Origin of the sequence: Ruegeria sp. ANG-S4 (genome assembly GCF_000814005.1) — a bacterium.
Classification (GTDB): Bacteria; Pseudomonadota; Alphaproteobacteria; order Rhodobacterales; family Rhodobacteraceae; genus Ruegeria.
In genome coordinates this window covers 204,082-227,877 of record NZ_JWLK01000005.1, presented here as the reverse complement: position 1 = coordinate 227,877, position 23,796 = coordinate 204,082, and the positions used below count along the sequence as shown (strand labels likewise).

At 56.8% G+C, this 23,796-nt stretch carries 23 protein-coding genes; 12 read left to right on the top strand and 11 right to left on the bottom strand.

The features are described from left to right. Nucleotides 1-21 precede the first annotated feature (21 nt). Together RA28_RS14125 and RA28_RS14120 are read left to right on the top strand one after the other, a co-directional pair. Complete coding sequence (locus RA28_RS14125; protein WP_039530077.1) at nt 22-369, top strand: hypothetical protein; 348 nt, start codon at nt 22-24, stop codon at nt 367-369. A 153-nt stretch (nt 370-522) separates the two neighbouring features. Continuing rightward, nucleotides 523-1,212 (top strand): M48 family metallopeptidase, encoded by a 690-nt coding sequence (locus RA28_RS14120; protein WP_039530075.1) that lies wholly within the window; start codon nt 523-525, stop codon nt 1,210-1,212. Between the two features lie 69 nt (nt 1,213-1,281). Here RA28_RS14120 and RA28_RS14115 read toward each other — a convergent pair whose 3' ends face one another. The 5 genes from RA28_RS14115 to RA28_RS14095 are packed head-to-tail and all read right to left on the bottom strand — an operon-like array spanning nt 1,282 to nt 6,503. After that, on the bottom strand, nt 1,282-1,824 hold the full coding sequence (locus tag RA28_RS14115; protein ID WP_039530072.1) for an RSP_2648 family PIN domain-containing protein: 543 nt from the start codon (nt 1,822-1,824) through the stop codon (nt 1,282-1,284). After that, nucleotides 1,821-3,023: an RSP_2647 family RNA methyltransferase gene (locus RA28_RS14110; protein WP_039530069.1), complete on the bottom strand. Its 1,203-nt coding sequence runs from the start codon at nt 3,021-3,023 to the stop codon at nt 1,821-1,823. The genes RA28_RS14115 and RA28_RS14110 overlap by 4 nt, the downstream gene beginning before the upstream one ends. A 42-nt stretch (nt 3,024-3,065) precedes the next feature. Continuing rightward, complete coding sequence (locus RA28_RS14105) at nt 3,066-3,338, bottom strand: hypothetical protein (protein ID WP_039530066.1); 273 nt, start codon at nt 3,336-3,338, stop codon at nt 3,066-3,068. Next, a complete protein-coding gene (locus RA28_RS14100; protein ID WP_039530062.1) occupies nt 3,325-6,117 on the bottom strand; it encodes a bifunctional [glutamine synthetase] adenylyltransferase/[glutamine synthetase]-adenylyl-L-tyrosine phosphorylase in 2,793 nt (930 codons plus the stop codon). The genes RA28_RS14105 and RA28_RS14100 overlap by 14 nt, the downstream gene beginning before the upstream one ends. Further along, nucleotides 6,114-6,503 (bottom strand): nuclear transport factor 2 family protein, encoded by a 390-nt coding sequence (locus RA28_RS14095; protein ID WP_039531599.1) that lies wholly within the window; start codon nt 6,501-6,503, stop codon nt 6,114-6,116. The genes RA28_RS14100 and RA28_RS14095 overlap by 4 nt, the downstream gene beginning before the upstream one ends. A 154-nt stretch (nt 6,504-6,657) precedes the next feature. Here RA28_RS14095 and RA28_RS14090 point away from each other — a divergent pair, with 154 nt between their 5' ends. The 5 genes from RA28_RS14090 to RA28_RS14070 all read left to right on the top strand — a co-directional run bounded on the left by RA28_RS14090 (nt 6,658) and on the right by RA28_RS14070 (nt 10,486). After that, a complete protein-coding gene (locus tag RA28_RS14090) occupies nt 6,658-7,080 on the top strand; it encodes a DUF2852 domain-containing protein (RefSeq protein WP_039530060.1) in 423 nt (140 codons plus the stop codon). A 68-nt stretch (nt 7,081-7,148) separates the two neighbouring features. Beyond that, nucleotides 7,149-7,580 carry an RDD family protein gene (locus RA28_RS14085; protein ID WP_039530057.1) on the top strand — a complete coding sequence of 144 codons (432 nt, stop codon included), beginning with the start codon at nt 7,149-7,151 and terminating at the stop codon, nt 7,578-7,580. A 76-nt stretch (nt 7,581-7,656) separates the two neighbouring features. Beyond that, nucleotides 7,657-8,481 (top strand): arginyltransferase, encoded by an 825-nt coding sequence (locus tag RA28_RS14080; RefSeq protein WP_039530055.1) that lies wholly within the window; start codon nt 7,657-7,659, stop codon nt 8,479-8,481. 3 nt (nt 8,482-8,484) lie between these two features. Then, the gene (locus tag RA28_RS14075; RefSeq protein WP_039530052.1) at nt 8,485-8,877 is read left to right on the top strand and encodes a VOC family protein; all 393 of its coding nucleotides are present in this window, start codon (nt 8,485-8,487) and stop codon (nt 8,875-8,877) included. A gap of 256 nt (nt 8,878-9,133) precedes the next feature. Beyond that, a complete protein-coding gene (locus RA28_RS14070; protein ID WP_039530050.1) occupies nt 9,134-10,486 on the top strand; it encodes a dicarboxylate/amino acid:cation symporter in 1,353 nt (450 codons plus the stop codon). 43 nt (nt 10,487-10,529) lie between these two features. On the opposite strand, the gene RA28_RS14065 is transcribed toward RA28_RS14070, so the two are convergent. From RA28_RS14065 to RA28_RS14055, 3 genes are all read right to left on the bottom strand, one after another. After that, on the bottom strand, nt 10,530-12,884 hold the full coding sequence (locus tag RA28_RS14065) for a TRAP transporter large permease subunit (RefSeq protein ID WP_039530048.1): 2,355 nt from the start codon (nt 12,882-12,884) through the stop codon (nt 10,530-10,532). Nucleotides 12,885-12,901: 17 nt separating this feature from the next. Then, entirely contained in the window at nt 12,902-13,828 is a 927-nt protein-coding gene (locus tag RA28_RS14060; protein WP_039530045.1) for a TRAP transporter small permease subunit, read from the bottom strand. A gap of 115 nt (nt 13,829-13,943) precedes the next feature. Next, a complete protein-coding gene (locus tag RA28_RS14055) occupies nt 13,944-15,026 on the bottom strand; it encodes a TRAP transporter substrate-binding protein (RefSeq protein ID WP_039530041.1) in 1,083 nt (360 codons plus the stop codon). Between the two features lie 248 nt (nt 15,027-15,274). Between RA28_RS14055 and RA28_RS14050 the strand changes: the two genes are divergently transcribed. After that, nucleotides 15,275-16,708, top strand: coding sequence for a cache domain-containing protein (locus tag RA28_RS14050; protein WP_039530038.1), 1,434 nt, complete (start codon nt 15,275-15,277; stop codon nt 16,706-16,708). Then, the gene (locus tag RA28_RS14045; protein ID WP_039530035.1) at nt 16,708-17,355 is read left to right on the top strand and encodes a response regulator transcription factor; all 648 of its coding nucleotides are present in this window, start codon (nt 16,708-16,710) and stop codon (nt 17,353-17,355) included. Before RA28_RS14050 ends, RA28_RS14045 begins: the two co-directional genes overlap by 1 nt. A gap of 97 nt (nt 17,356-17,452) precedes the next feature. Here RA28_RS14045 and RA28_RS14040 read toward each other — a convergent pair whose 3' ends face one another. The 3 genes from RA28_RS14040 to RA28_RS14030 form a co-directional block, all read right to left on the bottom strand. Continuing rightward, a complete protein-coding gene (locus tag RA28_RS14040; protein ID WP_052261466.1) occupies nt 17,453-18,250 on the bottom strand; it encodes a hypothetical protein in 798 nt (265 codons plus the stop codon). Between the two features lie 148 nt (nt 18,251-18,398). Continuing rightward, complete coding sequence (locus RA28_RS14035; protein WP_039531595.1) at nt 18,399-18,791, bottom strand: bleomycin resistance protein; 393 nt, start codon at nt 18,789-18,791, stop codon at nt 18,399-18,401. 45 nt (nt 18,792-18,836) lie between these two features. After that, nucleotides 18,837-19,682 (bottom strand): HalD/BesD family halogenase, encoded by an 846-nt coding sequence (locus tag RA28_RS14030; protein WP_039530032.1) that lies wholly within the window; start codon nt 19,680-19,682, stop codon nt 18,837-18,839. Between the two features lie 423 nt (nt 19,683-20,105). Here RA28_RS14030 and RA28_RS14020 point away from each other — a divergent pair, with 423 nt between their 5' ends. The 3 genes from RA28_RS14020 (at nt 20,106) to ilvN (ending at nt 23,751) form a co-directional block, all read left to right on the top strand. Continuing rightward, a complete protein-coding gene (locus RA28_RS14020) occupies nt 20,106-21,857 on the top strand; it encodes an acetolactate synthase 3 large subunit (protein ID WP_039531592.1) in 1,752 nt (583 codons plus the stop codon). Between the two features lie 68 nt (nt 21,858-21,925). Next, a complete protein-coding gene (locus tag RA28_RS14015) occupies nt 21,926-23,194 on the top strand; it encodes a glycosyltransferase family 87 protein (RefSeq protein ID WP_039530026.1) in 1,269 nt (422 codons plus the stop codon). Next, nucleotides 23,191-23,751: an acetolactate synthase small subunit gene (gene ilvN, locus RA28_RS14010; protein WP_039530021.1), complete on the top strand. Its 561-nt coding sequence runs from the start codon at nt 23,191-23,193 to the stop codon at nt 23,749-23,751. The genes RA28_RS14015 and ilvN overlap by 4 nt, the downstream gene beginning before the upstream one ends. Nucleotides 23,752-23,796: the final 45 nt, after the last annotated feature.

The following is a 23,796-nucleotide window of genomic DNA, read 5'->3' as shown; positions in this document are numbered from 1 at the left end:
TGCAAAACCTGGACGACTTACATGCTGCTGCAACGCCTATCGCTGATCGCTGTTTCCACCCTTGCGCCTCTTGCAAGCCATGCCACCTCTGCGCTTGAGGTAGACGAATTCACCGTCAATTGCGTGTCGGAACTGGACGGAAGCACGGTCACACTGGCGCGAACCGCCGGCACAGACAAAGGGCATATCACGACCCCCACAATCGAAGGCGAAGCAGATATCTATCCGGCCGGAGAATCGATGACCTACGTGCTGATCAAAGATGAAACCGTCGTTACGTTTGTCATGAACTATGAGAGTCTGAAGTACAACATGATGGTGAAAAGCACGACGCAAACTCATGACCGCGGCACCTGCACACAGTCCTGAAACGTGTTGGGTCGCGGCAATCCGCGACCCGCTGCTGTAAATGCCAAGGTGAATGCCGTTCCGACCAAGGGTTATGGCTGTTCGGATGAAACGCCTTCTAAAATTGGCGGCAATCCAGCTTGCGATTTGGCCAAAACCGACCATATCTAGATTATGCTTCGTATCGCCCCGATCCTGCTGGCCGTTGTCTATGCTCTTGCAATGTACCGGATCTCGGTCTGGCGGACGCACCGAGAGCTGGATGCAAAATCCACCGAACTTGCCGATCCCGTGTTAAAACGTATGACCGACCGCTTGGCCGCAGCGTTGGAGATCGACCGTGTGCCCGTCTACATCTATGAAATCGACCCGGTGAACGGACTGGCCGCGCCGGATGGTCGGATTTTCATTACGCGCGGATTTTACCGCAAGTTCAGAAATGGCGATGTGTCCGCAGAAGAAATGGCCAGCGTGATCGCGCATGAGTTGGGTCACGTCGCTCTGGGTCACGCACGCCGTCGCATGATTGACTTCTCGGGCCAGAATGCGATGCGCGCAGCCCTCATGATGCTGCTCAGCCGGTTCATTCCCTTTATCGGCGCCTGGATTGCAAATGCGCTGACTGCACTGCTCGCCTCGCGACTGTCGCGCGGGGATGAATACGAGGCGGATGAATATGCCGCGGCCCTGCTGACCAAGGCCGGGATTGGAATTGGGCCTCAGAAATCGTTGTTTCACAAACTGGAAGACCTGACGCAACAGCGCGCGGGTGTTGTACCGGCCTGGCTCATGAGCCACCCCAAAACCAACGAACGGATCGCGGCACTGGAAGCCCTGGAGCGGCGCTGGGGGACGAGCGGATAGGTCCGCACAGCGAGGGGCCAGCCCCTCGCGCTCCCCGGGATATTTTTGGCCAGATGAAGGGATCCGCCTTCAGTTGGACAAGGCTTTGCCCAATCGCGGAAGGCGGGCCTTTTTCATCAGAGCGCGCATGGTCCAGTGCGCGCCCGACAGACGATTGGCTTCTGACAAGACATTGACGGCGATTTCGGTGATGCCATCTGCGTCGTCAAGAAAGAACCCAAGCAAAAATGCATCGGGGTCGCGCCGCTCAACCCCTTCTTCTGCCAGAATGTTCTTGGGAAAGTCTTTTGCATTGACTGTGACGATTACGTCCGCCGAACTCGCCACGGCGGTGGCCAAGACATGGATGTCTGCAGTGTCCGGCAACCATAGCCGCTGTTCAAGGCCCAGGGCGGGCGGTTGAATGGCGTTTGGCCAATTTGAACGGGTCAGGGCAATCTCGGCCCGCGCCTGGGCCTCGCCGTCCGGGCCGATCTTGCGGGCCGCGCGCGCCCATTCTTCGAGAATGCGCGCCGACCAGACCGGGGTGAAATGCCCCAGTTTGGCGGCCCCGAGCAGCATCTCGCGCATCACTGTTGGATAAATGACGCAGGTGTCCAGAACCGCCTTCATAGCCGGAAAAACAAGGCCTTGAGGTAACCGCTTTCCGCCAGTTGCGGCAGTTGAGGATGATCCGGCCCCGCAAAACCGGTGTAGATGACCTGAGCTTGCCGACCGGCGCGCCCGATACCACGCGCGGATGCATCGCGGAACCGGCCAAGATCGGCCGCATGCGAGCAAGAACAGAGCCCCAGATATCCGCCCTGTCCGACCAGAGGTGCCGCCAGTCGGGCAATGCGTTCATAGGCCCGCAAACCGGCATCAAGCGCCTGTCTTGATGGCGCAAACGCGGGCGGATCGCAAATGACGACATCGAATTGCGCGCCCTCTTCATTCAATTGTGTCAGGGCATCAAACGCATCGCCTTGCCGGCTTTGGAAGCGGTCGTCAAAGCCCGAAAGCGCCGCCCCTTGCGCAGCCAGATCCAATGCTGCAGCGGAACCATCGACTGCGAGCGCTTGCCCCGCCCCGCCCGCCAGCATCGCCAGGCTGAAGCCGCCGACATGGCTGAAGACGTCCAGAACCCGCGCGCCGGGTTTGACCAGACGCGCCGCAAATGCATGGTTCGGTCTTTGGTCATAGAAAAGCCCGGTCTTTTGCCCACCGGTCAGGTCCGCCATAAAGGTTGCGCCATTCATCGGCACCGGCACCGGTGCATCGGGTGCCGCACCGCGAAGGGTCAGGCTGATGTCATCGAGACCTTCAAGCCCGCGTGTGCGCCCGGCGGCATTTTTCAGTACGGTTTGCACCCCGGTCACTGTCACCAAGGCGTCAGTCAACACCTCAAGGTGCTTTTCCGCCCAAGCCGCGTTCGGTTGGATCACGCAGACCTCGCCGAACCGATCAACAATGACACCGGGAAACCCGTCTGCCTCGGCGTGAACCAGACGGTAGTAAGGCGCGTCAAACAGCTGATTGCGCATCTCATGCGCCCCGCGAATGCGGTCCTCGAACCAGTCTGGGGTCAACTCGGTGTTCAGGTCACGGTCCAGCACCCGGCACATGATTTTTGAATTCGGATTGACCGCAACCAGGGCGATCGGGCTGCGCTTGTCGTCCTCCAGCACAGCCAAAGCGCCCGGTTCGATCTTGCGCGTGCGGCGGTCGGTCACGATGTCGTTGGCATAGACCCAGGGAAAGCCGTGACGCAGGCCACGCGCATTGGCTTTGGGTTTCAGGCGGATACGGGGACGATCGGCGGTCTGTGTCATTGCGCCCTCTTAATCAGGAAAGCGCCTTGGGGAAAGCCCCTCTTACCGGGCGCGACTGCGCCAGCCGCCGCGCCGCTTTGGCGCTTGGGCGGTTTCCAACCCTTCGCGCAAAACCTGTGTCATCGGATGTTCGGAGTATTGAGCTGAATAGGCGGAGTGCAGGACCGTGAGAGCCTCTTGTTGATCGCGGTCGGGCGGAAAGCCCAACGCCCAGTCAAGAAAAATGCTGCGGCATTCGGGCAAGGCGATGCCGTCGATGCGATATGCCTCGCGGATCAAGCCCTTGGGATCGTTCGGATCGTCACTGCGCGCCATTTTTGCCCTCCTCGACCACCGCCGCGATCAAAGCTCCGGCGGTTGCGTATGTGTCTGCCAATGCCGCCTGAAGATCGTGGACTTTGTCAAACCCGGTTGCGCGGCACAGAAACGCCGCCCCCCCTTCCCCGATCTTGTCCGCCTCGATCACTTTACCGGACAGCAGACGCGCTGCACATTGCACGGCCCAGCATAGATCGTAGCACTCTTTGAGTGTCTGCCCTTGCGCGACATTCAACAGACCGACAGCGACGGCACCGTCGAGGCCCGCGTGAACATCACGCCGCACCGTTCCTGACAGCAGGGCGCCGGTTTCCGCGATCAGTTCGATATCCATCATCCGACCCGGTCCGTTCTTGGCGTCCCAGATACCGGCAGGAGATTTCGCAGCGGCCAGCCGGTCGCGCATGTCAGCCACTTCGCGCAGAACATTGCCACGAACGCGTTGGCGAGACAGGAATTTGGCACGAAACGCTTCGATATCCGACGCCAAGCCGGGATCGCCGGCAACGACCAGAGCGCGGGTCAGGGCCAGATGTTCCCAGACCCAGGCCTCGTTCTGCTGGTAGTTCGTGAAGCTGGCCCAACTGGTCGCCACGGGCCCCTGATTGCCCGACGGACGCAGGCGCATGTCGACCTCGTAGAGCCGCCCTTGCGACATGGGTGCAGTCAATGCAGTGATAAGAGCCTGAGTGAAACGTGCGTAATACGTGCGCGTGGCGAGAGGGCGCGGGCCATCCGACATGTCCTGATCTTGCGGATCATAGATGACGATGACGTCCAGATCGGACTGGGAATTGATCCGCCCTGCCCCCAGTGATCCCATGCCCAAAACCGCTGCGCCGCGCCCCGGCGCAGGTCCATGTTTTTCGGCGAACTGGGCCGCGACGCAGGGCAGGATGGCTGCGATAACGGCCTGCGCCAGATCCGCATACTGCCGCCCTGCCTCAGTGCCATCAATCAGACCCCGCAGGTGGTGGACGCCAATACGAAAGTGCCACTCTTTGCACCATCGCCGTGCAAGATCTAATTGGGACTCGTAGTCATTTTCTGCTTCCAGAACCGCAGTCAACTCGCCTTGCAAGGTTTCGCGCCCGGGCCAATCGACAAAGAAACTGCCGCCAATCACGGCATCGAAGACCGACGCATTGCGAGACAGGTGCGACGCCAAAGCGTGCGAGGTTCCGACGATATCAATCAAAAGATCGATCAATTGCGGATTGGCCTCGAACAGGGAAAACAATTGCACGCCTGCAGGCAGCCCTGCAAGAAACCCGTCAAGAGCCAGCAAAGCCTCAGCCGGTTTCGCCGTTTTAGCCAGACGCGAAAGCAATTCTGGCCGCAAACGCTCAAAAATGCGCCGCGCCCTTTGCGACCGCAGTGCGGGATAGGTGGGCCAGCGGGCCAGGATACTCTTGTCGAATTCGACTTCTTGCGCTTTGGGGGCCGGGACAGTCTGGCCGGGCGCAAAGAACCCTTCGGTCAACGCATGCACTTCGGTCAATCGGCGCGTAAGACCCGCGGTAAGATCGGCGCTGCTGATACCCATCAGGCAGGCGACGCGTTCAATTCCATCCTCGGATTGCGGCACCTTGTGGGTTTGCGCATCGTGGACCATCTGAATCCTGTGTTCGACCTCGCGATGCGCGCGGTAGTGATCGGTCAGCCTGTCTGCAACATCCTGTGGCACCCAACCTTTGGTGGCCAGGGCCGACAAACCCGGCACGGTCCCGCGTTGGCGCAAATCGGGGTCACGCCCGCCCGCGATCAGTTGCCGCGTCTGGGTGAAAAACTCGATCTCTCGGATACCGCCCTGCCCCAGCTTCATGTCATGCCCCGGGATCGCCAACGTGCCACCGGTGCCTTTGTTCTCGCGTATGCGAAGGCGCATGTCATGAGCATCCTGGATCGCGGCAAAATCCAGATGACGGCGCCAGACAAAGGGTCGCAAGGCCTCCAGAAACCTGTCACCCGCTGCGATATCACCCGCGCAAGGGCGCGCCTTGATATACGCGGCCCTCTCCCACGTTCGGCCGAGGCTTTCGTAATACCGTTCGGCCGCCTCCATCGCCATGCAAACCGGTGTCACCGCCGGGTCAGGGCGCAAGCGAAGATCGGTTCGAAAAACGTAGCCGTCTGCTGTTTTGTCGCTGAGAGTCGCGCAGAAATTTCGCGTCGCACGCACCATGCCATGCCGCGCGTCATAGAAGTCATCCGGGTCAAAACGCGTTTCGTCGAACAGGACGATTAGATCTATGTCAGAGCTGTAGTTCAGCTCGTGTGCGCCCATCTTTCCCATCGCAAGAATGACCAGGCCAGCGGCGGTTTCCACGTCATCGGGTTCCATACCCGGCAGCTTGCCGCGGCGTATCAAAACTTCGATCTCGGCTTTTGCGGCCACATCCACAGCCAAAGCGCCAAAATCGGTCAGGGCGGCTGTCACTCGCTCCAAGGGCCATGCACCGGCCAGATCAGCCAGAGCGGTCAGAAGGGCCACGCGCCTTTTGGCCATCCGCAATCCGGGCTTTAGCCGATCCGGCGGCAGGGCACGGGCCGCGTTCATCACGTCGACCAGAGCACTGTCAGGGTTTTGAATCGCTTCGGGCAACCACTCTTTCTCGCGCTCGATCAACCCTTTCAGGTATGGGCTGGATCCTGCGGTCCCGGCAATCAAATCGGAGTGTTCAGACGTCAGATCACCAATTAGCGCGCATGTTTCGGCACCCAGCGAGGCATCAAAGGCGCATGGCAGCCGCTGAATGGACAGGGGCGCACTCATTGACCTTCCAACGGGGTGTCCTGACTAAAACTGTTGATCCAAACATCGTTCCGCCGTTCCCACAGCGACGAGATGAACATGGTCTGCGTGATATCTGACCCGGGGCGTTGGTAATCGGCGCGGTAGGACAGCAAAACGATGTCACTGGTCAGCACGCGCAGTTTTGCCTCGCTCAAATCGTATTTCGCCATTGTCGGGGCGTCGGCGAACTGACCGACATGGTCGTCGCGATTGGCAAATCCGGTTGGATAAACACCCAGGAAGTCCGGTCCCAGCAATGCACGGTCTGCCTGCGCATCGCCCTCGACCAAAGCGTCCCAAACCTGCTTTTCCAGCGAGAGGATTTCGTCGAGCGTCGGAGATGGCTTGTTTTCAGTATTTTGCATGATCGGAAAGTGCGCCCGTTCCCGCGGGACGTCAACCACTCAGACCGGATCAAACGTGATGTAAATCTTTTTCACATTGACCCCTTGCAACGAGGCCAACGCTGACCCATCTAGGGAATGTAAACAGTTTTTACATCAACCCGGAGACCAAAAAATGACCGCATTGTCCGACACCGCCGTCCCTGAAAATCCGGGATGGCTATATCGTGCCGAAGCCTGGCTGGACAGCAAAGGCAAAGGGGCATGGATCGCCGCCATGGTCCTTGGCTTTATCTTCTTCTGGCCCATCGGCCTCGCCTTTTTGGCTTACATGATCTGGAGCAAACGTATGTTCAGCAAATCCTGCGGTCGCCGCAAATCCTGGAACAGCCACATGAGCGCAATGAAGCCTTCGGGCAACAGCGCGTTTGACGCCTACAAGGCAGACACGCTGGCCCGTCTGGAGCGCGAGCAAAAAGACTTTGAAGCGTTCCTGCACCGTCTGCGTGAGGCAAAAGACAAGGCCGAGTTCGACCAATTCATGGACGAACGCGCCCGCGAAAACCACGACGAAGCGGAAAACGGCGAACGCGCCTGATCCAGACTTGCCCTGTTCCGCCTTTCGGGACAGGGTAACCCCAGTTTGTTACCCGGAAAAAACCAGAAATGACCCACCTGCCCGACCCAGACAGTCAGCCAGAATTCTACCAATCCGTCGCAACCAAGCGGTTCATTGCCTGGCTGTTTGACATCGCCTTTATTTCGCTGCTTTGCACCGTTGCCATCCTGCTGACGTTTGGCATGGGTTTCTTCATTCTCGCATTGATTTACGCCGTGGTCAGCTTCGTCTACCGCGTTGTCACGATCGCAAACGGCTCGGCCACTTTGGGCATGCGCTTTATGGGCATCGAGCTGCGGGATTCGTTTGGTGAGCGTATGGACATGGGCAAAGCCGTGGCGCACACCGCCGGTTATTTCGTCAGCATGGCCTTTCCGGTTATCCAGATCATCTCGGTCGTGATGATGCTGACAAGTGCGCGGTGCCAGGGTCTGACCGATGCCTTCCTGGGAACCGTCATGATGAACCAGCGCGCCTGAAACCAACGTTGCGTGAATCACTTGGCGGGCCCCAAAACCGTTGCTATCATCCGGCAACGGGAAAATCGGAACCTTCATGCGACACACGCTGCCTATCGCGCCACAATTCTATGTGACGGCACCCCAACCCTGCCCTTATCTTGAGGGCAGGATGGAGCGTAAATTGTTCACTGCGTTGCAGGGTGAAGGCGCGGATCAATTGAACAACAGCCTGTCTCAGCAAGGGTTTAGGCGCTCGCAAAACGTCCTGTACCGGCCGTCTTGCACCGATTGTTCCGCATGTTTGTCTGCGCGCATAGACGTGACTGCTTTTCGCCCGGGCAAAAGCCAAAAGCGCGTGTTGCGGCGCAATTCCTACCTGAAACGGCGGGCCACATCGCCCTGGGCCACCGACGAACAGTTTGACCTGTTTCGCAAATATCTGGACGCGCGTCACGCAGACGGCGGCATGGCCGACATGGATGTGTTCGAATTCGCCGCGATGATCGAAGAAACCCCGATCCGCAGTCGCGTCGTGGAATACGCCGACCCCGAAACCGACGATTTGATCGCTGTCAGCCTGACGGATGTTTTGGATGACGGCCTCAGCATGGTTTATTCTTTCTATGACCCGCTGAAACAGCAGGACTCGTTGGGCACCTATATGATCCTTGATCATATCGAGATCGCGCGCGAGGCCGGCCTGCCCTTCGTCTATCTGGGGTATTGGGTCCCAGGCAGCCCTAAAATGGGTTACAAGGCCAAGTTTTCTGGTTTTCAGGCCTATATGGGCGGGGTCTGGCAAGCCGTAAAAGACCCCAGCAAGTTTGACGACACGGCGCATCACCCGCTGTCTTCGCCACCCATTGCCGAGCAAGTCGCAAACATTCAGCTGCCGGACCGTCACCCGACCAAGGGATAAGAGATGCGGCAGAACTTGCACGCGGTCACGCTTGTCATTCCCGACTATGACAAAGCCATCGCATTCTACACAAAAGTCCTGAATTTCAAGCTCTTGCAAGACCTTGACCTTGGTGATGGAAAAAGGTGGGTTCGCGTGGCGCCACCAGGTGCCAAGAGCGGCTCGCTTTTACTTGCCAAAGCCGATGGTGACAGGCAAGCGGCTGCGATCGGCAATCAGACAGGCGGGCGTGTCGGGTTCTTTCTTGAAACCGATGATTTCAACCGTGACCACTCCGCGATGCTTGAAGCCGGTGTCGCGTTCGAAGAGCCCGCACGACATGAGCCCTATGGAACCGTCGCTGTTTGGAACGATCCATTCGGAAACAGGTGGGACCTGATCGAGTTCCGGGATTAGAAGAACACGTAAGGCATTGAAAATAGAAAGATATTCAAAAGTCACTCAAGGCCGAGTGCGATTTGGTTAATATTTTTGCAACCGATTACATTTTAGGCAGTTGAAAAGTTACCCAACGTCACCAAATAAGGCAGACTTCGGAATTTTCACTCCAGTTTTGAAACCTGCGATCAGGTCCAGATCGTTCTGGAGTGGTTGTTTTTGTGTCTGCGGCAGGTCCCCACCCTGTCGCAAGGGTACTGAAGGAGGGGGAGCGATGGTAAAAGCCACACGCCGATTGGTTTCGGCCAATCTGACGACTCAGATTTTGATCGCCCTGGCATTGGGCTCGGTTTTGGGTCTGATTTTGAACTATCTGGATATCGCCGCTGTTCAGACAAACCTGGTCGATGGATTGTTTTCCATGGTCGGCCAGATGTTCCTGAATGCCCTTCAGATGCTTGTTGTGCCGTTGGTCGTGTTCTCACTGCTTTGTGGCGTTGTCGGTATCGGTGACGTCAAGCTGTTGGGACGCGTCGGGGGGATGACTTTTGTTACCTATCTGGCGACAACTGCGCTGGCCGTCACGACGGCATTGATCTTTGCGAATCTCATCGGACCCGGCACCGGTTTTGGCGGATTGCAGGCAGTCGGTGATGGCGTAACCGTCGCAGCGCCGCAATCGACCTGGGAGATTTTGGCCAACATTGTGCCCAAGAACCCAGTGCATGCTCTGGCGAACGGGGAAATGCTGCAGATCATCTTTTATGTGATCGTTGTGGGCATTGCCGTTCTGATGATGGGAAGCCGCGCCAAGTCCTTTGTGCAGGGCTGTGAGTTCATGAACGAACTCGCGATGAAAATCGTCGAAATCGTCATGGCTTTTGCGCCAATCGGCGTCTTCTGCCTGATCGCAAAGACCTTTGCGCTCGAAGGATTTGGCCTGTTCGGACCGGTTATCGGATACCTGACCACGATCAGCCTGACCTTGGTGTTCCACCTATGCGTGACGCTGATGGCGCTGTTGTACCTGTTTACCGGACTAAGCCCGCGCGTGTTCCTGCGGAAAATGCGTGCAGCGCAGGTCTTTGCCTTCTCGACATCCAGCTCGAATGCCACGATCCCGGCCAGCATGCAGTGCGTGACACAGCGCGTTGGGGTGGACCGATCCGTAGCCTCCTTCGGTATTCCGCTTGGGGCGACGATCAACATGGACGGAACCGCGATCATGCATGGCGTTGCGACCGTGTTCTTGGCCAACGTCTATGGCATCGACCTCGGATTGGGCGGCTACCTGACCGTGATCTCTATCTCGGTTCTGGCTTCAATCGGAACGGCCGGGGTTCCCGGTGTTGGTATCGTGATGCTGGCCATGGTCCTCAACCAGCTGGGAATGCCGCTGGAAGGCATTGGCATTATCCTCGCCGTCGACCGTATCCTCGATATGATGCGGACGGTTGTGAATGTGACCGGGGATGCGGTGGTGACCACCATCGTCGGAAAGAAGGTCGGGATGCTGGACAAGACTGTCTTCGATGATCCTGACGCAGGGACCATCGACGCCTCGCATTTCCAGATTGATCACGAGGCGGAGCAGGAGTTTGCACGCCTGACCCACCCGCAAGCCTAGAAAGATCGGAGGCCCCATTGGGGCCTCCGTCAGATTTTGCGCGTCAGTTCGGGATCAGGTCCGGAACAATGGTCACAATCGACGGGAAGAACCACAAGATCGCAATTCCGACCACTTGAATGATCACAAACGGAATGATGCCGCGATAGATATGCCCGGTCGTCACCTCTTTTGGCGCGACGCCCCTTAGGTAGAACAGCGCAAACCCGAAAGGTGGCGTCAGGAACGATGTCTGCAGGTTCACCGCCACCATGATCGTCACCCATTTCGGATCGAACGATCCGCCATAGATCACCGGGCCCACGATGGGGATCACGATGTAGATGATCTCGAGGAAATCGAGCACGAATCCCAGAATGAACAGCACCAGCATCACGATCAGGAAGACCGTGAATTCGTTGTCAAAGCTGCGCAGGAACTGCTGGATATAGTGCTCGCCACCGAACGAGATCACAACGAGGTTCAACAATTGCGACCCGATCAGAATGGTGAAGACCATCGATGTGACCTTGGCTGTTTCGCGCACCACAGGGGTCAGAACACCGCTAGAGAACAGCACCCAGCAGGCAAAGATCAGGCCGAACAAGGCGTAAAGGTAGGTTGCATAGGCAAATAGGAACGCAATCCAAGTCTCGACTGCCACACTGTCCTGATTGACACGAAGATCAAAGTTCACTCCCAGCAAAAGGCAGATGATTACGGCAAACGTAGCCCAGATAATCACTTTGCCCGACCGTCCCTGATCATGCAGTTTTCGGTATGCCGCCAGCATGATCGCGCCGCCGGCGCCCAACGCCGCTGCAGGTGTCGGGTTGGTAATTCCGCCGAGGATCGAGCCAAGCACCGCGACGATCAGAACCAGAGGGGGGAAGACCACTCGGATCAAATCGTTCGTTGCACAGCGTTTCGCCGCCTCTGCGCAGCCGTATGCCGCAAGCGCAAACGGAAGTGCCAAAAGCAGGAATGTCGCGCCGGACGACGTGGTTGGCGCAATCAGCAGCACATCTACGAACAGCATAAGCAGCAAACCAATTGCGCCCAGAATCAAGGGCTGCGGCGACCTGGACGGTGCGATGCCCCGCGCCATAATCAGCGACAACCCAAGCAGCACGACTAGCACGCCAACGCCGGTTCCAATCGGTGGGGCGGCAGCAATCTTGGCCTCCTGCGCGGCGGCCAATTCCTCCTCACTCAGACGTTCCGCGTTTGTGACTCCGCCTGCAGCATCAATCGCTTCCTGCTCGGCCACGGCCTGATCCCAGGCCGATTGGCCATGCAGTTCGATCATCGACGCCTTACACTCTTCAGACACGTTGGTGCGCAAGGATGCCCCTTGCCCAATATCTGAAAAGGCAGAGACCGAGATGTTCTGGCTGCCGATGATACCCACGTTACCCAGCAGGACGGCACCAACGATCAACGCAACCGGGGCACCCAACAACCAGGTCAGGCCTTCTGACCGCGTAATTGTCTCCCCCGAACCTCCGGCGATTTCCACGGCTGGTGCTTTTTCCGGATTCAAAAGCGCGTAACCAAAGGCATAAAGCGCGTAAAGCAGAGCAAGCATAATGCCCGGCAGCAGTGCAGCCTGGAACAGCGTTCCCACCGAAACAACGGCCGGTTCGCCCAAATAGGTCAAAGCATCAGTGCAGCCCGCCTCAACTGCCCGTGTTTCCTGAGCTGCCGAGTATAGGTCACCCGCCAGCGTGCCAAGCAGAACGATCACGATAGAGGGCGGAATGATCTGCCCCAACGTCCCTGAAGCTGCGATCACACCTGTCGCCAGCTCCGGCGAGTAATTGTTCCGCAACATGGTCGGCAGAGCCAACAGGCCCATCGTTACAACAGTCGCCCCCACGATCCCGGTAGACGCCGCAAGGAAGGCCCCCACGACCACAATCGACACGGCCAGACCACCCGGCAACGGGCCAAAGACGCGCGCCATTGTTGTCAGCAGGTCGTTTGCGATCTTCGAGCGTTCGAGGGTGATACCCATCAGGACGAACATCAAAACGGCCAAAAGGGTTTCGATGGATTGCCCGGCCAGAACACGCTCGTTCATGCGGTTCACGATGAAGGAAACGTTGCGGTCCAGCGCGGTTTCCCAGCCCTGCACAAAGACCGGTTCGGCGATCCTCGGCAAATCGGGGTATCGGAACACTGATACGGTGTCCGGTTTGATCCCCGAATTCACCAGATCGCGGTAGGCTTGTGATCCTGTGTCGATCGCCTGATGGATCAGCAACCCGGCGCTGTCCAGTGCCGCGATGATTCCGAAGGAAATAACACCGGCGCCGCCGATGGCAAACGCCACCGGGAAACCCGAGAGGATGCCTCCGAAAAGGCAGAAAAATACGATAATGAGGCCTATCTCGACGCCATCAAGTCCGAATAGCATTGTCTGGTTCTCCGTCCCTAATGCGCGCCTTCGTAGGCTTCTTCACCCGCGCCAAGGCTGTCCTTGTCGAGGTATTTTCCGGTGCTCTCCGGCCCTTCCACGTATTCCAGATAGGAGCGGTACAGAAATGCAATCGCGTGCAGGAACACCATGGCCGCGAAAACCACCAGAAGTATCTTGAACAGGAAGTAAGCGTTGAACCCGTTCGGGCTGAAACCGATGGTTTCGACGTTCCAACGCAGCGCCTTAGATCTGGTCAGCAACTGATCCAGCGAGTTGCTGGCCGAGGGCTTAGGAACAATCAAATGCCGCCACATGAAAAACCATCCGTACATCCATGTCAGCACTGCCATCGGCATCATGAACACAATTGAGCCACACATATCGATGACACGTTTGGCACGGTGACTGATCCCGGCATAAATCAGGTCCACACGCACATGCCCCCCTTGCACGAAGGTGTAGGTACAACAAAGACAAACGACCATCGCGTTGTAGAGCTTGAGTTCTTCCGAGTACCAGCTGATGTCCTGATTGAACGGAATACCCAGACCAAAGGCCATATCGGGACGCGCGAAGACCCGCTGCATGAACACGATCACGATTTGCTGAACCACCATCAGCAACCCGGCCCATGCAAAAAAGCGACCAGTTGTGTTTGCAAAGCCTTCAAGCGCCCGCACCATTCCCCACATGAACGAGCGATAATAAAGGCCTATCGCTGTCAGGATCAGGAAAAGGGTGAAGACGACAAAGAAGAACTCAACCGAACCGCCGTAGTAAACAAAGCGCATGATCGCTTCTTTGTCCGACCAGTCCAGCCAGAGCTGCGGATGCGTGATCGCGTATCCGAAATTTAAGAAAGCTTCGGCTATGTTTTGAACGAACCAAACCAGTCCATTCCACAGGGCGCCGAAGAACGAGATACCGTTTTCGTCCTGCATGTTGTCCCCAGGTCGTTTTTTGGTTGCGCGGCTTTTTTCTGTTTATCGGATCGCCGATACGCAACTGGCGAATTTCCCCTGCCGAAGCAGGGGAAACGAAATCTTTCGTGTCAGGTTAGCCCATCACCCGGTTGCGCTGAGCGGTATAGGCGTTTTCTGACTGTTCCAGCCATCCGGCAGACGCCCGCATCGAAGCAAAGTAGTCGTCATAGATCTTCGCAAAAAGCTCATCCTGACGCATCTCTTCATATACTTCTTTGGTTGCTGCACCAAATGCATCCCAAACGGTGTCCGGGAAGTCATAGACCTGGACGCCCGATGCCTTCAGGCGATCAAGGGCCGCGCCGTTATTGTTCAGGTACTGAGACAGATTCCAGACGTTGGTGTAACCCGCCGCGGTTTCGATCATTGCCTGCTGGGCCGGCGTCAGTGAGTCGAACACTTCCTTGTTGACGCCAAGCGACAGGCCCGCACCGGGCTCGTGGAAGGCAACCGTATAGTAGATCTTGGTGATCTCAAAGAAACCGGCCTTCTCGTCTGCCCAGGGTCCGATCCATTCGGTTCCGTCAATCGCGCCAGAGGCCAAAGCCTGATATGTTTCTGCACCCGGGATGTTCTGCACCGAAGCGCCCAATTTTCCGAGCACCTGACCGCCAATTCCCGGCATGCGGAATTTCAAGCCCTGGAAGTCTTCCGGTGAGTTGATTTCCTTGCGGAACCATCCACCGATCTGAGACCCTGTGTTTCCGCACAAGAAGCTCTTGAGGCCAAAAATCTCACCGACTTCGTGGTGCAACTTCATACCGTTGCCCTGATACCACCAGTTGTGCATTTCCGTCGCGGTCATGCCGAAAGGCACCGCAGTAAAGAACGCCAACGCCGGCGACTGGTTGAGGAAGTAATAGTCGGCTGCGTGATACATGTCGGCCTGACCCGCGGTCACGGCGTCGAACACTTCGAACGGGCCAACCAACTCGCCACCGGCCTTTACGTCGATCGTAAGATCGCCATCCGACATCTGTGTGATAAGTTCACCGGCTTTGGCGGCGGCATCAAAAACACCAGCTGCGCCTCTGCCCCATGTTGTCACCATGGTCAGCGTCCGCTTGCCTTGGGCATAGGCTGGTGCCGCCAGAGATGTTGCGGCAGCTGCCGATCCGCCCAACGCAGATGTTTTTAGAAACTTACGACGATCCATTCAGGTCATCCTCCCTTGATATTTCCTGTCCAGATAAGTTCACGACAGTCATTTACAGTGGTCGCAACCCTACTGATGAGTTTCGCGATGTGAATACCTAGTACTACGTAGGAAATGACATTTTTTGGCTGTTTTTCTTCCAGATTGCCCTTTCTCTGCGGGTTTTGCGACGGCAAACCGCGCGCCCGACGAACATGGCAATCTTCTGTTCTTTGCAATTTGCGTTATGCTTGCTTAACGAGTTACGCATGAAAACCATTCGCGATCTTATAACGCTGACATACGCGCAAAAGCTCTCATTGGTGGCGGCCATTCCCTTGCTTGTCGCGGTGGCGGCAATCGCGGGCGTGGTTGCGTACGAATCGCGGGCCACAGCAGATAGCGAGATCAAAGCGCTTGAACGGCAGTTGATCGAAGCCAAGAAAGATGAGCTTCGCAACTATGTCACCCAGGCACGCAATGGATTTGCCTATATTTACGGTCGCGCGGCGCCTGATGACGAAGAAGCAAAGAAACTGGTGGCGCAAGAACTTGCCGCGATGATTTACGGTCAGGATGGTTTCTTCTTCGTCTATGACTATGACGGCAACAACCTTGTCAGTCCAAGGCAAACGGAATTTATCAATCGCAATTGGGTTGGTCTGAAAGACAGTGAGGGGACCCCCGTGGTTGATGAATTCATACGCATCGCCCGGCAAGGATCGGGGTGGCACAACTTCCTTTGGGAAAAACCGTCAACCGGAGAAGAAGCGCAGATGATCGCTTATGTCATCGGTTTGCACGACTGGCGCTGGGTGGTTGGAACCGGCGTTTTCATCGACGATATCGTTGCAACGGTCGCCAACGCGCGTGCAGATGTCGAAGCCCGTGTTCAAAGAACATTCATGTATATCGGCGGCATCGTTCTGGCCGCGGTACTTATCGTGTTTGCCTCTGGTATGTTGCTGAATTTCCGCGAACGCCGGCTGGCGGATGCCAAGCTTAAGGAACTGACGCAGCGGGTGTTGGACACGCAGGAAGAAGAGCGTGGACGGGTCGCACGCGAATTGCATGACGGCATCAGCCAGATACTCGTCGGCGTTCGTTATGCGCTGGACAACGCACGCAGACGGCTCGATCGCGGTGATGACCAGGCGGCGCAGGTGCCGCTGCAAAAAGGCATCGACAACTTGGGTACCGCAATTACCGAGGTCCGCCGCATCAGCCGCGATCTGCGTCCCGGTGTGCTGGACGATCTGGGTCTTGGTCCTGCACTGAAGGCGTTGACCGACGATTTCAGCGAACGTACGGGCATCGAGACCGAGTTCTCGACCGTCGTGTTCCGAAATCGGCTGGATCAGGACAGCAAGATTGCGCTCTACCGGATTGCCCAGGAAGCGTTGACCAATATCGAGCGCCACGCGGGTGCCACGCGTGTTACCATCGACCTGCGGGGCCACATGAAAGGTGCAACGATGCGGATCACGGACAATGGGCGCGGGTTGCGCAGCGAGCCGGGGCACGTCAGCGCCGGGATCGGATTACGCAATATGCAAGAGCGTATTGAACAGCTGGATGGCACCTTGCGAATCCTGTCCTCGCGCGGCGGGGGCAGCGGAACAGTGATTGAGGTCAGCCTGCCGCTGAGCCATTTGCTGCCACCGCAGGAAGACGCAACACCGAAACGAAAGGCCGGTTTCTGATGTCCGACACAACCATTCGGGTTCTTATTGTCGACGATCACCCCATGGTCGCGGAAGGCATTGAATCGCTGCTCGAAAGCTTTGATGAAATCGACGTGGTTGGCACGCTTTCAAATGGGCAGGAGGCCGTCGATCAAGCCACGCGGTTAAAGCCGGACGTGATCCTGATGGATCTCAATATGCCGGGGCTCAGCGGGCTGAATGCAACCGAAATCATTCTTGAACGCCTGCCGGACACACGCATCCTGATCCTGTCCATGCATGACAGTCCGGAATACATTTCAACTGCGCTCAGCCACGGGGCGCGCGGCTACGTGCTCAAAGATGTTCCGACCGACGAGATCAAACAGGCTATCGACGCGGTCATGCGCGGCGAAAAGTACCTTTGCACCGGCGCAAGCGGATCTTTGGAGCCCAAAGAAGATGATGCCCGAGAGGCTTTGACCGGACGCGAACAAACGATCCTGCTTGAATTGGCACAGGGCAAATCGAACAAAGAGGTTGCAAAAACCCTGGAAATCTCGGTGCGTACGGTCGAAACCCACCGCAAGAATATCAAACGCAAACTTGGGATATCGTCGACGGCAGGTTTGACACGGTACGCAATGGAGCATGGCGTCCTTCAGGGCACCAGCCCGGGGTTCTAAAAGGCCCCTTAACCTTCAGCGCAGATACACTCAGCACATCTTTGCCAAGACAAACCAAAAAAGGCGATGCCGAAGCCGAAGCCTGCGGGCCATCCTTTTAGGAAACAACAACCAGTTCGTGCGGCTCGAATGTCATCCTGACCGTCGTATCCGTGGTTTCGATGATGTTGTCGAGACCTGTGAAAATACCTTGACTGGGGATGCTAACCCGTTCGTCCGACTGCTGTTCGATCCAGTCTTTCAGATTGGCGAAGGGTCTGTTTTCATCAAAAAATGTATCGTCGTCGACGAACTTGTCGATACGACGCCAAAGCTTCGGGAAGATTGGGGCAAGCGTTCCAACATCGCCGGTCCATGCTGTGCCCGAATTGGTTTCGTCTGCCGCCCAAACATTCAGATTTGCGGCTTTGGCTGCGACAGAAACCTGTGCACAGCGATCCCGCAGATCATCAAAAAGTGTGTCATAGAAAAGAGGATAGGCATGCCCGCGTTCCAGTTGTTTGACATTGATACTGTCCATGATGTCATCCGGGCTCAGGAAAACGTCATCGCCGTCTGCTGCAGGCGTGTCACCGGCGAAAACAAAGCAGATAGGGCGACCATTCGGACCCAATTGGTTTGAACATATGTAACCGCGCCCGCCATCCGCAGTAGCCAGTTGAATATTCGATTCTGTCGCATCAGAGGAAAACGGCATCAAGGCCGCGCTTTCCATTGTGTCGATTGCTTCGTAACGCAACTGAATACTGCCGTTGGTGCCATTGACCTTTGGAGGTCTACCGCGTCTGCGAAGCGAGAATATTGGCGATGGATCATCCGGAACAAAGCGCATTGAATCCCCGTCCGGACGACCGAATTCGGGTGCAAATCTTCCTTTGATAACCGTAAATGGCATCTTCAAATCTCCTTAGAAAAACAATGTTTTAATGCGCAAAGGTTGGACCGTTCCAGCGAGGAAATCAAGACTTTTAAGCGAAGCTATTTCGTAAAAACTGCAGGGCGATCCGAGCAGATTGTGGCAATAATTGCCCTGCGCGCGATGCTTATTCGCCGTCAACTCTTGCGCGGATGTCCTGGCCGAAAAAAATCAGCGTGCCATCTTCGTCGATCACGTGAAACTCGCGCTGTTGGTAGGGTTGATCAAACGGTGCGCGCACGCGCCCATCCGGCAAATCCGACAGGCGCGGTTCCAGTTCGGCGTACAGATCATCAATACGGGCAACATCAATGTAAAAGGACTGGTTTTCGCCCAACGGCCGACCATCCGGGCGCGGAGGGCACTCCAGAAGACGAATGGCGACCGGTCCGTTGGATAGAAACGCATAATTGTCCTGCTTGAACCCACAGGAAAACCCCAGCCGATCACAATAGAAGGAAATTTGTTTTTCCAAAGAAGAACACAAAACAAAGGGCGTCAGTTGAACTATGTTGGTCATCTGGGTCTCCTGAACATAATCAAACCCAGAATACACCGGACCGCTTTAGTCCAAAAGTTGGTCTGCGCGATTGCCTTCGCGCTCATAGTGATGCGGCAAGACACGACCGTACAATTGGCGGGTCCGCTCGACCCCGCCACACATGCCTTCGGCCTCAACGAACGAGAATATGCCGACATAGCGTTTGCGCGCCCCTTCAACCGGAGCAACCCGATGCAGCGCATAACGTCCTTTGAAAATCTGCAGATCGCCGGGCTGCAAATCCAATTGGCGAACCGCGTTCATATCGCCGTCGAGAATTGACGCGACCCCGGCAAAGTTTTCGTCCTCCGGCGTTCGGAGGTTGGGAACATACTGAAACGCTCCGCCATCTTCGCCGTTCTGGATCGCCAGCGTTACAGTGTAGTTATTGGTGTCGAAGTGCCAGGGGAAGCCCTGCCCCGCCTCAACGACATTGACGATGACATCAGCAAGCGGGTCGTCGTAACGAAAGAACCGCTCTGCCGGTTCACCCAAAGCTGCGCGTATGAACGGCATAAAGGTCGGGTCTTCGTATATTCGGCGCAACGGTCCGGATTTGGCAAAATTGTCGGCGGGCACAAATGCGTTTGATCGATCATAGAACCGTCGAATGGGGTGACCGACCCCAAACCGCGGGTCATCCTGCGTAAAATACGGATTTGTACGATTGAAGGACCGGTGCGCTTTGCCGGCAACCGCATCAGCTTCCTTCAGGATGGGCTCCAACCCCTTTTCATGAACGAACCCGGTCAGAACGGCGCAGCCCTCTGCACCCAGATCACGCTGAACATCCTTGATCAGTTGCGCGTACGCCCGCGAGTCCGGCCGATCAATTGGATACCGCCCAACGTCAATCAGATCATGCAACATGACCCGACCCTCCCTATTGCCGCTATCAGAACAAGCCTGTCGCAGCGCACAAGATCGGTCATGCCCGTTTCAGACATCCACCTGACGCATTTTGACCGGATAATCGCCGATGCGGCCAATCTCGGCCGGACGCGATTCTTGAAAATTCCCGGCGCACGACCCGCCGCGCAATAAAATGTCGCAAAAATCGACTTTCCAGTCACAAAACAGGCCCAATTGCCTGTTGACGCCCCCACTTGCCGCCCATAATGTCGCCTGCAAGCAGAAAAGGAGCCTCTGGCGATGAAAGCGCTAGTCGTAATCGTAGGAAAGACGCGCATGGGCCGGTAACGGTAAACCATAATCGAACCCATGCGCCTCCGAAAAATCGGGGGCTTTTTTTATGCTAAACGCAAGACACATGTCGCGAACGGAGCAAAGCAGATGACACGTGAGATGACCGGCGCAAAGATGGTGGTTCAGGCCCTCAAGGATCAGGGCGTGGACACAGTATTCGGATACCCGGGCGGCGCCGTCCTACCGATCTACGATGAGATTTTTCTGCAAAACGATATTCGCCACATTCTGGTGCGCCACGAACAAGGCGCGGTTCACGCGGCCGAAGGTTATGCCCGCTCGACCGGCAAACCCGGTGTTGCGCTGGTGACATCCGGCCCGGGCGCCACAAATGCCGTAACCGGGTTGACCGATGCGCTGATGGACTCGATCCCGATTGTTGTTCTGACCGGACAGGTACCGACGTTCATGATCGGATCGGATGCGTTTCAGGAGGCTGACACCGTTGGCATCACCCGCCCCTGCACCAAGCACAATTGGTTGGTCAAGGACACGGATTCTTTGTCCTCCACAATGCACGAGGCGTTTCACGTCGCCACATCCGGCCGCCCGGGTCCGGTGTTGATCGACATTCCAAAGGACGTTCAGTTCGCCACTGGCCAATACAGCACCCCCAAGCCGTCAACTTCGCACTACCAGCCGGTTCTGAAAGGCGATCTGGAAGAGATCACCGAACTTGTCGCGGCAATAGAAACCGCCAAAAAGCCGGTCTTCTACACAGGCGGCGGTGTCATCAATTCGGGTCCGGCAGCCAGCCAATTGCTGCGCGAACTGGTTGATGCGACCGGATTTCCGATCACGTCGACCTTGATGGGGCTGGGCGCCTATCCGGCTTCGGGCGAGAACTGGTTGGGAATGCTGGGCATGCACGGCCTTTATGAGGCCAATCTTGCAATGCATGACTGCGACCTGATGATCAATGTCGGCGCCCGGTTCGACGACCGGATCACCGGCCGGATCGACGCCTTCTCTCCAAATTCGAAGAAGGCACATATCGACATTGACCCCTCGTCGATCAACAAAGTGATCCGTGTGGACATTCCCATCGTGGGCGACGTGGCCCATGTTCTGGAAGATGTTCTGAAGGTCTGGAAGGCTCGTGGTCGCAAAACTGACGCGGCAAACGTCAAGCAATGGCAAAGCCAAATCGCCGGCTGGCGCAAGGTCAACTGTCTGGCTTACACCGCCAGCGAAAAGACGATCAAACCCCAGCACGCGTTGCAGCGGCTTGAGGAACTGACCAAAAACCATGACCGTTATATCACGACCGAGGTCGGCCAACACCAGATGTGGGCCGCGCAGTATTTGGGTTTTGAAGATCCCAACCGTTGGATGACATCCGGTGGGCTCGGCACCATGGGGTATGGCTTTCCGGCTTCGGTGGGCGTGCAGATGGCTCATCCTGATGCTCTGGTCATCAACGTGGCCGGCGAGGCATCATGGCTGATGAACATGCAGGAAATGGGAACCGCCGTTCAGTATCGTTTGCCGGTCAAACAATTCATCCTGAACAACGAACGCCTTGGCATGGTGCGCCAATGGCAGGAACTTCTGCATGGTGAACGCTATTCGCATTCCTGGTCCGAGGCCTTGCCGGATTTCGTCAAGCTCGCCGAAGCCTTCGGCGCCAAGGGTATCCTGTGCTCCGACCCAGCCGATCTGGACGACGCAATCATGGAAATGATCAACTACGACGGGCCGGTGATCTTCGACTGTGTGGTGGAAAAACACGAAAACTGCTTCCCCATGATCCCGTCAGGCAAAGCGCATAACGAGATGCTGTTGGGCGAGGCCGAAACCCAAGGCGTGATCGACTCCAAAGGTTCGGTTCTTGTATGACATCCACGATCCGAGGCGGATTTCCCACCACTCGATAGGGCTGTAAGTGCACGAAGAAAGGCAATGCAATGCATCGCGAAACCTTGCCATCCAATGCGGGTCAGTCCGCAGCAGATGCGCGCCTAAGGATTTTTGATTCCAGGCGCGGCTGGCAATTGGGTGCATTGGTTCCCGCCTTTTTTGTGATCGTGGTCATCATCTGGGTTGGGAATAGCTGGCGGGAAATTGTCACCGGCGATCACGACGCACTGGCCATTGATTTCACGGTCTTTTGGTCTGCAGCAAAATTGGCATTTGCCGGCGACCCAGTGGCCGCCTTTGATCCAGACAACCTGGCGGCAGTGCACGGCGTACAAGGCGACTTTTGGATGCCCTGGCTTTACCCGCCCGGCTTTATGCTTGCGATTCTGCCTCTTGGTGCTTTTTCATTTCCGGTCGCGTGGGTGATTTTTATCGGGCTGTCGAGCTTGGCTATGCTTGCTGCCGTCCGCCCTTTCGCTGGTGGCGTCACCCCAGTTTGGATCGGTTTTGGTTTCGCGCCGGCAACGTTTCCCGCGCTCATCGTAGGACAGACCAGCGTCTTGTGGATCGCCTGCCTGCTTGCGGCACTGGCGGCCCTTCGCGGAGGCCGACCGGTCATGGCAGGTGTCTTGATTGGTTTCCTGACCTTGAAACCTCAGTTGGGTCTCTTGATTCCAGTGGCCCTTTTGGCGTGTTTCGCGTGGCGCACTGTCGTTTCTGCTGCGGTGACAACGATTTTGTTGGCCGCGATATCCACCTTCATAATGGGTGTGGATTATTGGATCGAAATGAATAGCCTCGCTCAGCACCACTTTGAGCGCATACGAGACGCCGCAATTGAAACGCATAAGATGACTAGCGTGTATTCTGTGCTTGCCGGGATCGGCTTCCCAGAGCCTTGGGCGCTCTCTGCTCAGTGGACGACCACTGCCTTGGCCGCCGCGACCATAGCGGTTGCCTGGTCTAACCCAAAAATCGAATTCGACTTACGGGCCGCAACCTTGCTTTTGGGGATCATGGTTTCAAGCCCTTACTTCTGGCACTACGAAACGGCCATACTTGCGCCCGCGTCGTTGTTCTTGCTAAGGGCCGGTGTTTTGACAGAGAGCCGCTTTGGGCTTCTACTGGCCGCGCTTATGTGGTTGGGGCTTGCCCCCGCTATCGCGATTTTGCTGCTGACTGATATCAGTTTTCTATCCGTTAGGTTTTTCTTCGCTCCGGTCGCGTTGGCCGCCATCGTCGTTTGCGTCACGGCACTTGTCCGCCGCATACGGTCCCCTTTTCCCGCTCCTTTTGCTTCACAGGAAAATCCATGACCCCGCTAAACATCGTCAAAGGCTCAACCCGCCACTCGGCCTATAACCTTCGTCCTACTTTTTCAGACACGCAGGAGCGTCACACACTTGCGCTGCTTGTCGAAAACGAACCCGGCGTGCTTGCCCGCGTGATCGGTCTGTTCTCGGGGCGCGGGTATAACATCGAAAGCCTGACCGTGGCCGAGGTGGACCACACCGGTCATCTGAGCCGAATTACCATCGTCACCACCGGCACCCCGCAGGTGATCGAACAGATCAAGGCGCAGCTGGGTCGGATTGTGCCCGTGCACGACGTGCACGACCTGACGGTGGAAGGACCATCGGTCGAGCGGGAACTGGCCATCATCAAGGTGGTTGGAGAAGGGGAAAAACGGGTCGAAGCGCTTCGACTCGCAGATATTTTCCGGGCGAATGTTGTGGATAGCACTCTGAACTCCTTCATCTTTGAGATCACCGGCGCCCCGGACAAAATTGATGCCTTCGCCGACCTGATGCGCCCGTTGGGCTTGGTGGAAGTTGCACGCACCGGCGTCGCGGCGCTGTTGCGAGGTGACTGACCCTCATTTCACGTAGTGAACGGATGAGCCCGGTCGGAGCCATGG